Raw genomic sequence first — 13,767 nt, forward strand, 5'->3', positions numbered from 1 at the left:
GGTGATAACTTAGGTAAGGCTAAGTTTCATGGAGTCAGGGAGTCACCGTGGCAGAAGGACGCGCCCGTACCGTCGGCACCGCCGTTGTCGTACGCACCGAACGGCTGTCGCCGCACATGGTGCGGCTCGTGCTGGGCGGTGAGGGCCTCCGGGAGTTCGGCGCGGGCGAGTACACCGACCACTACGTCAAGCTGCTGTTCGCCCCGGCGGGCGTCAGCTATCCGGCACCGTGGGACCTCGACCGGATCCGCACGGACTTCCCCCGCGCGCAGTGGCCGCGCCAGCGCGCGTACACGGTTCGGAACTGGGACCCCGCGCACCTGGAGCTGACCCTCGACTTCGTGGTCCACGGCGACGAGGGCCTGGCCGGCCCCTGGGCGGCGCGGGTGCAGCCGGGCGAGCTCGTACGCTTCCTCGGCCCGGGCGGCGCCTACGCCCCGGACCCGGCGGCCGGCTGGCACTTGCTGGTGGGTGACGAGAGTGCCCTGCCGGCGATCGCCGCCGCGATGGAGCGGATGCCGGCGGGCGCGCGGGTCCACGCCGTCGTCGAGATCGACGGCCCGGCCGACGAGCTGAAGATCGCCACTCCGGACGGCATCGTCCCGGTCTGGCTGCACCGCGGCGACCGCCCGGTCGGTGAGGCCCTGGTGGAGGCCGTCACGGCCATGGAGTTCCCCTCCTCGGACGTCCACGCCTTCGTCCACGGCGAGGCCGGATTCGTCCGGGACCTGCGCCGCCACCTGCGCATGGAGCGCGGTGTCCCGCGCGAGCGCCTGTCGATCTCGGGCTACTGGCGCCTGGGCGAGACGGACGAGGGCTGGCGCGCGATCAAGCGCGACTGGAACGCCTCGGTCGAGGCCGAACAGGAGCACCGCGCGGCCGCCTAAAGGTTTCAGCCCGGGCAGGGCCGGCGTGGGAGGCACCGCACCCAGCCCCGCCGGCGATCGGGGCGCCGGGGTCCGGGGGCAGCGCCCCCCGGGGTGACGGCCCCGCGCCCGCCGACCACCGGACGGCAACAGGCGCCCAACAGCCCCCGGCAGGACAATGGCTGCATGCGCACGCTCCCGGCCCTGGGGGCGGCCGGAGCCGCGGTCCTGCTGACCGCGGCGACGGCGCTGCCGGCCACGGCCGCGCCCACCCCGCCGCCCGCCCCGAAGCCCCAGATCACGGACGCCGCCGTCGACAAGGCCGTCGCCCGCCTCGACCGCACCGTCGAGGACATGATGCGCCGCACCGGCGTCCCCGGCGTGTCCGTGGCCGTGGTCCACAACGACAAGGTCGTCCACCTCAAGGGCTACGGGGTCCGCAGGACCGGCGAGAGCGCCAGGATCGGCCCCGACACCGTCTTCCAGCTCGCCTCGGTGTCCAAGCCCGTCTCCTCCACGGTCGTGGCCGGCGCCCTCACCGACCCCCAGGAATGGGACGACCGCACCGCCTTGCCCGGGTTCTCCCTGAAGGACCCCTGGGTCACCGACCACGTCACCGCCGCCGACCTGTTCTCCCACCGCAGCGGCCTCCCCGACCACGCCGGCGACCTCCTCGAAGACCTCGGCTACGACCAGGCGTACATCCTCGACCACCTGCGGCTGGAGCCCCTCTCCCCGTTCCGGGCGAGCTACGCCTACACCAACTTCGGGCTCACCGCGGCCGCCGAAGCCGTCGCCCGCGCCAAGGGCACCAGCTGGCAGAAGCTCAGCGCCGACACCCTCTTCAAGCCCGCCGGCATGACCCGTACGAGCACCGAGTTCGCCGACTTCATCAACGCCCCCGACCACGCCTCCACCCACGTCAGGAACGCCGACGGCACCTGGAGCCCCCGCTTCGTCCGCAACCCCGACGCCCAGTCCCCGGCCGGCGGTACCAGCTCCACCGCCACCGACATGGCGCGCTGGCTGCGGCTGCAGCTCGCCGGGGGCACCCTCGACGGGAAGCGGATCATCCCCGCCGACACCCTCGCCCGGACCCACCTGCCCGAGATCGTGTCCCAGCCGACCAACGCGATCGGCACCACCAGCTTCTACGGCCTCGGCTGGAACGTCGGCTACGACCAGGCCGGCCGCCTGCGTCTGAGCCACTCCGGCGGCTTCGAACTCGGCGCCAACACCAACGTCACCATGCTCCCGCTGGAGAAGCTCGGCATCGTCGTCCTCACCAACGGCGCCCCGGTCGGCCTGCCCGACGCCGTGGCCCTGGACTTCTTCGACTACGCCGAGCACGGCAAGGTCTCCACCGACTGGCTCCCGCTGGCCGCCTCCGCCTACGCCGCGGCCCTCACGGCCCCGGGTGCGTCGACCACCGACTACGCCCACCCGCCCAAGGGTGCCCAGCCGGCCCAGGACAGCGCCGCGTACACCGGAACCTACGACAACCCCTACTACGGCAAGGCCACCGTGACCGCCGACGACAAGGGCGCGCTCACCCTGTCCCTCGGCCCGAAGCCCCTGCGCTTCCCGCTGACCCACTACGACGGGGACACCTTCAGCTTCATGACCGCGGGCGAGAACGCGGTCGGCCGCACCGGAGTGATCTTCTCCGACGGCACCCTGCGCATCGAGTACCTCGACGCCGACCACCTGGGCACTTTCACCCAGCAGTAGCCGCATAGCCTGTTCCCCGATGAGACGCAGAACCCAGCCACCCCCCTCGCCCCTCCCCCAGCGCGCCGGAATCGACCCGGTCCGGCTGCGGCTGCCGCCCGACCCGGACGGGACGTGGCCCGGTCTCGGCGACTACCTCGCGGCCCGCTACGCGGGCACCCGGGGCGCCGACTCCATGGCCCGCCTGCTGGCCGCGGGGCGGGTGCTGGGCCCCGGCGGGCGGGTCCTGCGCGCGGAGGACCCGTACGAACCGGGCGCCTACCTGTGGTTCCACCGGGACATGGAGCCGGAGCCGCGGGTGCCGTTCCCGATCTCCGTCGTGCACCGGGACGCGCACCTGCTGGTCGTGGACAAGCCGCACTTCCTGGCCACCACCCCGCGCGGCTCCCACATCACCGAGACCGCCCTGGCCCGGCTCCGCGCGGAGCTGGACCTGCCCGGGCTCAGCCCCGCCCACCGGCTGGACCGGCTGACGGCGGGACTGGTGATGTTCAGCGTCCGGCCCGAGGACCGCGGCGCCTACCAGCTCCTCTTCCAGCGGCGCGAGGTGCACAAGGAGTACGAGGCCCTCGCACCGTACGATCCGGAACTCGCCCGCACCCTCCCGCGTACGGTCCGCAGCCGGATCGAGAAGGCCCGCGGGGTCATCGCGGCGGTCGAGGTGCCCGGCGGCGAGCCCAACGCCGAGAGCCTGGTCGAATGCACCGAGGCCCGGGGCGGCCTGGCCCGCTACCGGCTGACACCGCGCACCGGCCGCACCCACCAGCTGCGGGTCCACATGAACAGCCTGGGCCTGCCCCTCCTGGGCGACCCGGTGTATCCGCATGTCACCGATCCGGCTCCGGACGACTACCGCAGGCCTCTGCAACTCCTGGCCCGGGTGCTGGCGTTCACCGACCCGGTGACCGCGCGCGTGCACCGCTTCGAGAGCGGCCGCACCCTCCAGGCCTGGGACGACCGCGCGGGCTGGGAGGCCGGATCCGGCGGCCGTTAGGCCGTCCCTGTCAGGCGGTGTCGCCGGGCAGCCCCACGCCCGCGATCCGCAGCGCCGCGTCCGCGGTGGCCTCCGCGAAGGCGGTCACGGGCCGCGCCGGATCGGTGCGGTGGATCAGCATGACGCCCTCGATGAGCCCGAAGACCAGGTCGCCCCGGAGCGTCAGCCCCGCCTTGTCCCCGGCCAGTTCGGCGCCGACCCGGGTCCCGGCGAGCAACACCCGGTAGGCGTCCTTGAGTTCCCCGCGCATCCGGTGGAACCGGGTGAAGCGCGAACCGCCCAGCTCGGGCAGCAGGTAGAGCGCCCCCAGGTTGTACGGCCCGCCGCACAGCAGCAGCACGTCGGAGCGGCACAGCTCCCACAGCCGCCGTGCGGCGCACCGCCCGTCGTCCGCGAGCAGCTGCCGGGCCAGCACCAGCGAGGGTGCGACCGTGGACTCCAGCAGTTCGGCGAGGAGCTCCTCCTTGCCGCCGAAGTAGTGGTACATCGTGGCCTGGCGCATCCCGGCCCGTTCGGCGACGGCCCGCGTGGTGGTCGCCGCGTACCCCTGGTCCGTGAACAACTCGGCCGCCGCGCAGAGGAGTTCCTCGCGCGGCGGCCGGCCGCTCTCCGGTCTCAGCCGGTCGGCACGCGGCCGGCCGACCCGTCTAGGACCCTCGTCCGCTCCCCCGCTCATGGAATCGATCGTCGCACAGCGCCCGCCGATTCGATCATGGCAAGAGATCAGATCGAGCCATACCCACGCTCGGAGGAAGCCCCAAAACCGGCTAGCCGACCGAGCTGTAGGCCACTACACCCCGAAGCAGCGCGTCGACGGCCTTGCGGGCGTTCCGCGCCACCGTGCTCCCGCTGTCACCGGACGCCGCCGGAGCCGCTGCGGCGACCTGCCCGAGCACGTCGATGACCTGCTTGCACCAGCGCACGAAGTCACCGGCCGGCATCTCCGCCTCGCGCAGCACCTCGTCCAGGCTCTTGTCCGAGGCCCACTGGTACGCCGCCCACGCGAAGCCGAGGTCCGGCTCGCGCTGGCCCACGCCCTCCGCCTGGTTGATGCGGTGCTCCTCTTCCAGCGCGTCGAGGCGGCCCCAGATCCGGATCATCTCGCCCAGCGCCTCCTTCGCCGCGCCACCGGGCACCTTCGGCGCCACCGCGTCGTCGGACTGGCGCGCCTCGAAGACCAGCGCCGAGACACAGGCGGCCAGTTCGGCCGGGCTCAGGCCCTCCCACACCTTGGCCCGCAGGCATTCGGAGGCCAGCAGGTCCAGCTCCCCGTACAGCCGAGCGAGCCGCTTGCCGTGCACGGTGACCTCGTCCTCGCGCAGGTAGTCCAGCTCGGTCAGCAGCGCGTGGATCCGGTCGAAGGTGCGGGCGATGGTGTTCGTCCGGCCCTCGATCCGCCGCTCCAGCGCTTGCGTGTCCCGCTGGAGCCGGTGGTAGCGCTCCGCCCAGCGGGCGTGGTCCTCGCGCTCGTCGCAGCCGTGGCAGGGGTGCGCCCGCAGCTCACTGCGCAGCCGGGCGATCTCACGGTCGTCGGCCGCTGCGGCCCGCCCGCGCGAGCGACGCTCCGGCGTGATGTGTCCGGCCTTGGTCCGCAGCTGGGACGCCAGGTCCCGGCGGGACTGCGGCGAGCGCGCGTTGAAGGTCTTGGGGATCCGCATCCGGTCGAGCGCCTCGACCGGGACCGGGAAGTCGATCGCGGCGAGCCGCTTGACCTGCCGCTCGGCGGTGAGCACCAGCGGGCGCGGGCCCTCGGCGTACTCGTGCCCGCGGTGCCCGTTGACCCGCCCGGCCGGGACGCCCGGGTCCAGGACCAGTGCGAGCCCGGCGAACTTGCCCGTGGGCACGTGGATGATGTCGCCCGGCTTGAGCTTCTCCAGCGAACTGGCCGCCTGCACCCGGCGCTGCGCCGCGCCCTGCTTGGCCAGGTCCGTCTCCCGGTCCTTGAGGTCACGGCGCAGCTGCGCGTACTCCTCGAAGTTCCCCAGGTGACAGGTCATGCCCTCCTGATAGCCCGCCAGGCCCTCCTCGTTGCGCTGCACCTGCCGGGAGATCCCGACGACCGAGCGGTCGGCCTGGAACTGCGCGAAGGAGGTCTCCAGGAGCTCGCGCGAGCGGTGCCGCCCGAACTGGCTGACCAGGTTCACGGCCATGTTGTAGGAGGGCTTGAAGCTGGAACGCAGCGGATACGTACGGGTACCCGCGAGGCCGGCGAGACCCGCCGGGTCCATGCCGCGCTGCCACAGCACCACCGCATGACCCTCGACGTCGATGCCGCGCCGTCCGGCCCGGCCGGTCAGCTGCGTGTACTCGCCGGGGGTGATGTCGGCGTGCTGCTCGCCGTTCCACTTGACCAGCTTCTCCAGGATCACCGTGCGCGCGGGCATGTTGATGCCCAGCGCCAGGGTCTCCGTCGCGAACACGGCCTTCACCAGGCCGCGGACGAAGAGCTCCTCCACGACCTCCTTGAAGGTGGGCAGCATGCCCGCGTGGTGCGCGGCGATGCCCCGCTCCAGCCCTTCGAGCCACTCGTAGTACCCCAGGACATGCAGGTCCTCGGTGGGGATGGAGGCGGTCCGCGCCTCGACGATCTCACGGACCCTCAGCCGCGCGGACTCGTCGTTGAGCCGCAGGCCCGCGTACAGGCACTGCTGGACGGCGGCCTCGCAGCCGGCCCGGCTGAAGATGAAGTTGATGGCGGGCAGCAGCCCGTCGTTGTCGAGGCGGGCGATGACCTCGGGGCGGGACGGGGTCCAGATCCGGCCGCGGGAGCGCCGCTCGCGTTCACGGTCGGCCTCGCGGACCATCTTGCCGCGCCGCCGGTCCTTCGGACTGTAGGTACGGCTGTTCTCCTCGCGCGCCATGCGCAGCAGGTCGGGATTGACCTCCCGGCGCGCGGAGCCACGGCCGCCGTGGTCGGACTCCTCCTCGAAGAGGTCGTAGATCCGGCGGCCGGCCATGACGTGCTGCCACAGCGGGACGGGCCGCTCCTCGGAGACGATCACCTCGGTGTCCCCGCGCACGGTGTCCAGCCAGTCGCCGAACTCCTCGGCGTTGGACACGGTGGCCGACAGGGAGACCAGCGTCACCGACTCGGGGAGGTGGATGATCACTTCCTCCCAGACGGCCCCGCGGAACCGGTCGGAGAGGTAGTGGACCTCGTCCATCACGACGTAGCCGAGGCCGCGCAGCGACTGGGAGCCCGCGTACAGCATGTTGCGGAGCACCTCGGTGGTCATCACGACCACCGGCGCCTCGGAGTTGACGCTGTTGTCGCCGGTCAGCAGGCCCACCTTGTCGGCGCCGTAGCGCTTGACGAGGTCGGCGTACTTCTGGTTGGACAGCGCCTTGATCGGCGTCGTGTAGAAGCACTTGCGGCCCTGCGCGAGGGCCAGGTGCACGGCGAACTCGCCGACGATGGTCTTGCCCGAGCCGGTCGGGGCGGCGACGAGGACGCCCTTGCCGGCCTCCAGCGCCTTGCAGGCCTCGACCTGGTACGGGTCCAGATCGAAGTCGTACATCTCGCGGAAGGGGGCCAGGGCGGAGGCCTCTTCGGCGGCGCGGATCCGGGAAGCGGCGTACCGCTCGGCGGGTGAAAGTTCTTCGGTCATCTTGCTGTCGAGCCTACCCGCCACCTCCGACAACAGTCGCGATCATTTAAGTGAGCAGCCGGACGGCCCGGGGAACGCATTCGGCGGTCACGGGCAGCACTCCCAGCGGCTCGCCGTCCGCGTAGGCGCTCAGGCCCGCCGCCTCCAGGGTGATCTTCCTGGCCCGGTGCACGGTCACCTTCGGATGGCCGAGGTGGCGGCCCTTGTAGACCTGCGGGAACACCGTGAGCAGGGTGGTCCGGCTGCAGTCGCCGACGACCGTGACGTCGAAGAGTCCGTCGTCGGGGACGGCGTCCGCGCAGATGCGCATGCCCCCGCCGTAGGAGGATCCGTTGCCGACGGCCACCAGCGTGGCCTCGGTCTCGATCACCGGCCCGTCGTCCAGGGTGATCCGGTACGGGAACGGCCGGAAGGCGGCCAGCTCCGCGATCATCGCCAGGTCGTACTTGAAGCGGCCCACCGGCAGCCGCATCCGGTTGCCGCGGTCGTTGACCCGCGAGTCGAAGCCGGAGCAGAGCACCGTCCCGAACCACTGCTCGCAGTCGGCGCCGCCCACCCGGCCCAGGTCGATCTCCCGGATCCGGTTCTCCTTGATCGCTTCGGCGGCCATCCGCCCGGCCCGCTCGGGCTCCCGTACGGGCAGCCCCGTGGCGCGCGCGAAATCGTTGCCGGTGCCCACCGCGACCACCCCGAGCGGCACCGGCGTCCCCGCCAGGGCCTGGAGCGCCAGGGAGACCATCCCGTCGCCGCCCACCGCGACCACCGCGCCGGTGCCCTCCCGCACGGCGGCCGTCAGCCGGGCCAGCGCGTCCGGCGCGTCGGCGCCCACGACGGTCCGGACGGAAAAACCGGCCGCCCGGACAGCCGAAGCGGCCGGCTGCGCGGCGTGCGCGCCCCGGCCGCGCCCGGCGGTGGGATTGACGAAGAGGGTGACCTCGTGACTCATCCACGGGAATGTACCGGAGCCCGTTCCCGGGCCCCGGCCGACCCCGGGGGTCACCTCCCGACTGCTGCCGGGGCGTACCCGTCAGGTGGCGTCGTCGTAACCGTTGATCCGCTGGCGTCCGCCGTCGTCCTGTCCGGGCAGGGAGCCGGGAGCCGGAACGGACTCCAGCTGGCCGATCGGCGACGGGGTGAGGTCCAGCTGCGAGGCCTCGTCGTCGCTCAGATCCGCGTCGGGGTCGTTGCGCCGGCGCCTGCGGTCGTTGAGGAGACAGATGCCGAGGGCGGCGAAGTACAGGGCCACGATGGGCACGGCCAGCGCGAGCATCGTCGGCGGGTCGCCGGTGGGCGTCGCGAAGGCGGCGAAGATCGTGATGCCGAGGACCATGCCCCGCCACCAGCCCGCCAGCCGCTTGCCGGTGAGCACACCGGTGAAGTTCAGCAGGATCAGCAGCAGCGGCAGCTCGAAGGCCAGGCCGAACACGATCACCATGCGGGTGACCAGGTCGAGGTAGTCGTCGACCGGCAGCAGGTTGCGCGCGTGATCGGGGGTGAACTCCAGCATGATCGTCGCGGTCTGCGGGAGGATCTTGTACGCGATCACCGCGCCGGTCAGGAACAGGGGCGCCCCGACCGCGACGAAGCTCCGCGCGTACTTCTTCTCGTGACTGTGCAGCCCGGGCGCGGCGAACGCCCACAGCTGGTAGAGCCACACCGGGGCGGACAGCACCACACCGGCCATCAGGGCGACCTTCAGGGCGATCGAGAACGCCGAGATCAGGCCGTTCACGGTCATGTCGGCGCAGGGACGACCGTTGCGCTGGGTCACCACACCGTCCGTGCAGCCGACGGAGTCCAGCATCGGCTTCAACAGGAAGTTGATGATCTCCCGGTAGAAGAACGCGGCGACGATCGTGATCACCACGATCGCCAGGACCGACTTCAGCAGCCGGTTTCGAAGCTCACGCAGGTGCTCGATGAGAGGCATGCGCCCTTCGGCGTCCTTCGCCTGTCGTTCTTTCTTCTCCTGCTTGCGGGCAGACTTGAGCAACCCACGTCCCTTGTCTCGTTGCAGATGACTGGCGTGTACGGGGGGTGTCAGCCCTGGGTGGTGCGGTTCGGCTCGCCGACCGGACGCGAGCTGCTGACGTCACCCGGGGCGGCCTGGATGGTACGCGGGGCGACGGGCTGCGCGGACTGGTCCGCGGGCGCGGGGGCGACGTCGTCGTTCTCCCCGTCCTTCTTCATGGCCTTGGCCTCGCTCTTGAGGATGCGGGCCGACTTGCCGAGGGAGCGGGCCATGTCGGGGAGCTTCTTGGCGCCGAACAGCAGGATGATCAGTCCGACGATGACGAGGATTTCCCAACCCCTGAAGTTGCCCATAGGTATCTTCCTTCTTCTCCGAGGTTCACAGCACGCCGGACGGGCGCATGGGGACTTGCTCTACCGAGGATCGTAACCCCAGGGGGTTAACGCCCGGCAATCCCCGGGGGTCTTCCCGCTGCCACCCTGGCAGGTTCATGACGCCCCGGATGTACGCATTCGGGGGGTGCCCTTCCCGACGGGCGGGACGGCCCTCAGGGACGTACGCCGTTTCCGGCCCGCGCCAGGTCCACGGCCGCCCGCTCCAGCTCCGCCGAGGCGTCGGTGATCCGGCGGCTGGCCCGCGCCACCTGGGAGGCCAGTCTGCGCACCTCCACGTACACCCGCACCGCGAGCACGGCCAGCACGGCCACTCCGAGGAAGCCCAGGACAATTGCGAACATCGGCCACAGCATGGGCCGAGCCTAGGCCACCCGCCCGGTCAGACGCTGCGCAGGGTGCTCACGCCACCACCGGTGAGCAGCTCCACGATCCGCTCCCCGGCGGGCTTGCGGACGGCGGCACCGCATGCAGGACACGTGAAGGAGTAGAACGTGGTCCGCCGGCTGCCGCCGATGGCCAGCCGCAGGGCGGCCGCGTCCAGCTCGAAGCGGGCACGGCACTCGGGACAGGAGGCCTTGAAGGCGACGGGCCCGGATGTTGGCGACATCGACCGCGCTCCCCTCAGACCTGTTCCCCGTACCCCGCCAGTGCCTCCCGGGCGGCGCGGCGCGCGCTGTCCGCCAGCTCGGCCGGAGCGACGATCCGGCCCTCACGGCCCAGCCGCAGCGCCAGTCGGCGCAGCGAGGCCGGGTCCGGGCTGCGCAGGGTGATCCGCAGACCGCCCCCGGCCAGCTCCTCCGCGCTGTCGTGCGGGTAGTACTCGGCGACCCAGCGCCCGCCCGGCTCCACCTCGACCACGACCTCCGGGTCCTCGGCGGCCGGCTGGACCAGGCCCTCGGACAGGTCGCGCGGCTCGATGGCGGGCGGCTCGGCCCGCTCGTCCAGCAGCCTGATCTCCGCGACCCGGTCGAGACGGAAGGTGCGCCGGGCCTCCGAGAGGTGGCACCAGCCCTCCATGTACGTGTGCCCCACCGCGAAGAGCCGGATCGGGTCGACGGTCCGCTCGGTGAGCTCGTCCCGGGCGGGCGAGTAGTAGCGCAGCCACAGCCGACGGCGCTCCGCGATGGCCCGGTCGACGTCCGCGAAGACCCCGCCCTCGGACTCGAAGGTCACCGACAGCCGGGAGCTGGCCCCGGCCACCTCGCCCGCGGCCGCCTCCAGCTTGGCCGTGGCCCGCAGCAGGGCGTCCCGGTCGCTCTCGCGCAGCCCGGGCAGGGTGGCCACCGCACGCGCGGCCACCAGCAGCGCGGTCGCCTCGTCGGCGGCCAGCCGCAGCGGCTCGGCGGTGGACTCCCCCGACGCGTCGGGATTGCGCCACCAGATGCGCTCCCCGTCGGTGTCGATGTCGAGCAGGTCCCCGCCCCGGAAACTCGTCCCGCACATGGGCAGCACGTCGAGGTCCGAGATCAGCTCGTCCTCCGTGATCCCGAAGGCGCGCGCCACGTCCGCGACGTGCGCACCGGGGCGCTCGCGCAGGTAGGTCACCAGGGACAGCATCCGGCGGGTCTGGTCGATGGCGTTGGCAGCCATGCTGGTACGTCTCCCCCTCAGGGCACGTCTGTGGATGTCGCTCTTGTGGAGCGGTGCGGCCGCGGATCGGCCGCCGGGGCCCGCGGGCCCCGGGATCGGGCCCGCTCAGGCCCCGGCCACGGCCCTCAGCCGGTCCACCACGTCGGCCCGCAGGTCGGCGGGACCGACCACGACCACGTCGGGACCGAACTCCACCAGCCAGGCGTCCAGCCCGTGCCCGTACGGGATCTCCAGCTCGTCCCAGCCGTCCCCGCCCCCGCCCTCGCGCACCGCGGTGGCCTTGGCCCGCAGCGGATAGCCCGCCCCGGCCCGCAGCCGGATCAGCGCGCTGCGGTCCGCGCTCTCCCCGGCCCAGCTCGCCACGGTCTCCCGCACGGTCACCACGTCGGGCACCTCGGCCGTGTACTTCGCGGCCCGGGAGCGGACCTTGCCGGTGATCCGCGAGAGCCGGAACACCCGCTCCGCCCCGCGGTCGCGGTCGTAACCGGCCAGGTACCAGTGCCCGCGCCAGCACTCCAGCGCCCAGGGCTCCACCTGCCGGGTCTCGGGCCGGGCCGCGGTGGACTTGCGGTAGTCGAACACCACCGGCCGGCGGTCCCGGCAGGCCAGCATCAGCGGCTCGAAGGCCGCCTCGTGAACGGGGATGCGCGGCTCGATCGCGCTGTGCTGACCCTCGTACGGGTCCTCCGCCTCCGGCATCCCGCCCGCGCGCAGCTTCTGCAGGGCCCCGCTGGCGGCACCCGCCAGCCGCGCCTGCTGCCAGACCTTGGCCGCCAGCCCCAGGGCGGCGGCCTCCTCGGCGTCCAGCGAGACGGGCGGCAGCCGGTTGCTGTCCCGGCGGGCCAGATAACCGGTCTCGCCGTCCAGGTTCTCCACCGTCTCGATGACGAGGCCGAGTTCACGCAGGTCGTCCTTGTCCCGCTCGAACATGCGGTTGAAGGACTCGTCGTTGCCGGCCTCCATGTAGGCCTCGATGGAACCGCGCAACTCCCGCTTGCTGAGCGGCCGGCGGGTCCCCAGCAGACACAGCGCCAGATTCATCAGCCGCTCGGCCTTGGCAATCGCCATCGACGCCCTTCCGCCCTTCTCCGCCGGCACCTCGGCCGGACCGTCACGCGGGCAGCCCCCCGTTGCGGACGGACCCGTTGACCGTTGACCGTACCGCCCCGGCGCGCCCGGGCAAAAAGCGAGGGGCCCCCGCCGGACGGCGGGGGCCCCTCAACCGGACGCGGTGCCCGGATCAGCCGACCTGCATCAGGTCGCAGACGAAGATCAGCGTCTCGCCCGGGGCGATCGCACCGCCCGCACCACGGTCGCCGTAGGCGAGGTGGGCGGGGATGACCAGCTTGCGGCGGCCGCCGACCTTCATGCCCTGGACACCCTGGTCCCAGCCGGCGATGACCTGACCGACACCGAGCTGGAACTGCAGCGCGGAGCCGCGGTTCCAGGAAGCGTCGAACTCCTCACCGGTGGAGAAGGCCACACCCACGTAGTGGACGGAGACCCGGTCGCCCTTCTTGGCCTCGGCGCCGTCGCCCTCCCAGACGTCCTCGATCACAAGGTCCTTCGGGGCCTCGCCACCGGGGAAGTCGATCTCGGGCTTCTGAAGGTCACTCACGGAACTTCTCCTCATACGTACGAAACGGTCAACCGGAACAGTCTTACACCACGGCGAGGATGTCGAGGCTGAAGACCAGCGTCGAATTCGGCGGGATGGTGCCCTGCGCCTTGTCGCCGAAGGCCTGGTCCGGCGGGATGACCAGCAGGATGCGGCTGCCGACCTTCTTGCCGGCGATACCGTCCTTCAGGCCCTTGACCGGAAGGTCGGCCAGCGGCCAGGTGATCGCCTCGTCGGTCTTGTAGGTGCTCTCGAAGGACTTGTCGTCCTTCCACGTCTTGGCGTTGAACTTGACGACGACGTTGTCGGTGTCCTTCACGACCGCGCCGTCACCCTCCAGGACGTACGACGAGACCAGCTTGGCGGGCTCGGCCGTGTCCTTGGGCACGGTCACGGAGACCTCCTGGCCGTCCGTGTTCGTACCGACCTTGGGCAGGTCCTTGTTGTCCTGGGCGACCTCCTTGCCCGCAGCCGAAGCCGGGACGGTCGTGCCCTTGACGATGTCCACCACGAAGACCAGCGTCGCGTTCGGCTCGATCTTCCCCGGCGAGCCCTGCTCCCCGTAACCGAGCGCCGGCGGGATCACCAGCTCGACACGGCTGCCGACCTTCTGACCCTCCAGGCCCTGGTCCCAGCCCTTGATGACCGCGCCGGCACCGATCGTCACGTCGAACGGCGCGGGCGCCCCGAAGTTCTGGTCGAACGGCTTCTTGCCGTCCCACACCTGGCCGAGGTAGTGGACCTGCGCGATGTCGTTCTTCTTGAGCACCTGCCCGGTGCCCTCGCTGACTGTCACCACCTTGAGCTCCTTGGGCGGCTTGCCCTGCCCCTTCGACAGGGTGGGCGTCTCCCCGAAGGCAGCACCCTTGGTGATCGCGGGGGCCCCGTTCTTCATCTGGGCGGAGTCGGAGCCGCTGTCGTCGCCACACGCTGCGGTCGTCAGCAGCAGCAGGGGTACGACAAGCAGGCCGGCAAGTCGGCGCACGTGTTCCT

14 protein-coding genes are annotated in these 13,767 nt (G+C 71.8%); 3 read left to right on the forward strand and 11 right to left on the reverse strand.

Annotated elements, in window-relative coordinates:
- Positions 1–47: 47 nt before the first annotated feature.
- The 3 genes from DEJ51_RS06230 (at position 48) to DEJ51_RS06240 (ending at position 3,591) form a co-directional block, all read left to right on the forward strand.
- Positions 48–887 (forward strand): siderophore-interacting protein, encoded by an 840-nt coding sequence (locus DEJ51_RS06230; RefSeq protein WP_150256680.1) that lies wholly within the window; start codon positions 48–50, stop codon positions 885–887.
- 165 nt (positions 888–1,052) lie between these two features.
- Positions 1,053–2,597 (forward strand): serine hydrolase, encoded by a 1,545-nt coding sequence (locus DEJ51_RS06235; RefSeq protein ID WP_150256681.1) that lies wholly within the window; start codon positions 1,053–1,055, stop codon positions 2,595–2,597.
- Positions 2,598–2,616: 19 nt separating this feature from the next.
- Positions 2,617–3,591, forward strand: coding sequence for a pseudouridine synthase (locus DEJ51_RS06240; RefSeq protein ID WP_150256682.1), 975 nt, complete (start codon positions 2,617–2,619; stop codon positions 3,589–3,591).
- A 10-nt stretch (positions 3,592–3,601) separates the two neighbouring features.
- Here DEJ51_RS06240 and DEJ51_RS06245 read toward each other — a convergent pair whose 3' ends face one another.
- The 11 genes from DEJ51_RS06245 to DEJ51_RS06295 all read right to left on the reverse strand — a co-directional run bounded on the left by DEJ51_RS06245 (position 3,602) and on the right by DEJ51_RS06295 (position 13,759).
- Positions 3,602–4,267 carry a TetR/AcrR family transcriptional regulator gene (locus DEJ51_RS06245; protein WP_150256683.1) on the reverse strand — a complete coding sequence of 222 codons (666 nt, stop codon included), beginning with the start codon at positions 4,265–4,267 and terminating at the stop codon, positions 3,602–3,604.
- 91 nt (positions 4,268–4,358) lie between these two features.
- Positions 4,359–7,199 (reverse strand): DEAD/DEAH box helicase, encoded by a 2,841-nt coding sequence (locus DEJ51_RS06250; protein WP_150256684.1) that lies wholly within the window; start codon positions 7,197–7,199, stop codon positions 4,359–4,361.
- A gap of 46 nt (positions 7,200–7,245) precedes the next feature.
- Positions 7,246–8,145 carry a diacylglycerol kinase gene (locus DEJ51_RS06255; RefSeq protein WP_150256685.1) on the reverse strand — a complete coding sequence of 300 codons (900 nt, stop codon included), beginning with the start codon at positions 8,143–8,145 and terminating at the stop codon, positions 7,246–7,248.
- Positions 8,146–8,226: 81 nt separating this feature from the next.
- Positions 8,227–9,192, reverse strand: a complete 966-nt coding sequence (gene tatC, locus DEJ51_RS06260) for a twin-arginine translocase subunit TatC (RefSeq protein WP_150256686.1) — start codon at positions 9,190–9,192, stop codon at positions 8,227–8,229.
- A gap of 47 nt (positions 9,193–9,239) precedes the next feature.
- On the reverse strand, positions 9,240–9,524 hold the full coding sequence (tatA, locus tag DEJ51_RS06265; protein ID WP_150256687.1) for a Sec-independent protein translocase subunit TatA: 285 nt from the start codon (positions 9,522–9,524) through the stop codon (positions 9,240–9,242).
- Between the two features lie 194 nt (positions 9,525–9,718).
- A complete protein-coding gene (locus DEJ51_RS06270) occupies positions 9,719–9,919 on the reverse strand; it encodes a hypothetical protein (protein ID WP_150256688.1) in 201 nt (66 codons plus the stop codon).
- Positions 9,920–9,945: 26 nt separating this feature from the next.
- On the reverse strand, positions 9,946–10,173 hold the full coding sequence (locus tag DEJ51_RS06275) for a hypothetical protein (protein ID WP_150256689.1): 228 nt from the start codon (positions 10,171–10,173) through the stop codon (positions 9,946–9,948).
- A 14-nt stretch (positions 10,174–10,187) separates the two neighbouring features.
- The gene (locus DEJ51_RS06280; protein ID WP_150256690.1) at positions 10,188–11,156 is read right to left on the reverse strand and encodes a helix-turn-helix transcriptional regulator; all 969 of its coding nucleotides are present in this window, start codon (positions 11,154–11,156) and stop codon (positions 10,188–10,190) included.
- A gap of 105 nt (positions 11,157–11,261) precedes the next feature.
- Positions 11,262–12,224 carry a helix-turn-helix transcriptional regulator gene (locus tag DEJ51_RS06285; protein ID WP_033226510.1) on the reverse strand — a complete coding sequence of 321 codons (963 nt, stop codon included), beginning with the start codon at positions 12,222–12,224 and terminating at the stop codon, positions 11,262–11,264.
- Positions 12,225–12,396: 172 nt separating this feature from the next.
- Complete coding sequence (locus tag DEJ51_RS06290; RefSeq protein WP_150256691.1) at positions 12,397–12,789, reverse strand: FKBP-type peptidyl-prolyl cis-trans isomerase; 393 nt, start codon at positions 12,787–12,789, stop codon at positions 12,397–12,399.
- Positions 12,790–12,817: 28 nt separating this feature from the next.
- Complete coding sequence (locus DEJ51_RS06295) at positions 12,818–13,759, reverse strand: FKBP-type peptidyl-prolyl cis-trans isomerase (RefSeq protein ID WP_150256692.1); 942 nt, start codon at positions 13,757–13,759, stop codon at positions 12,818–12,820.
- Positions 13,760–13,767 lie beyond the last annotated feature (8 nt).

This window comes from Streptomyces venezuelae (assembly GCF_008642275.1).
In the GTDB taxonomy this organism is placed as follows: domain Bacteria; phylum Actinomycetota; class Actinomycetes; order Streptomycetales; family Streptomycetaceae; genus Streptomyces; species Streptomyces venezuelae_E.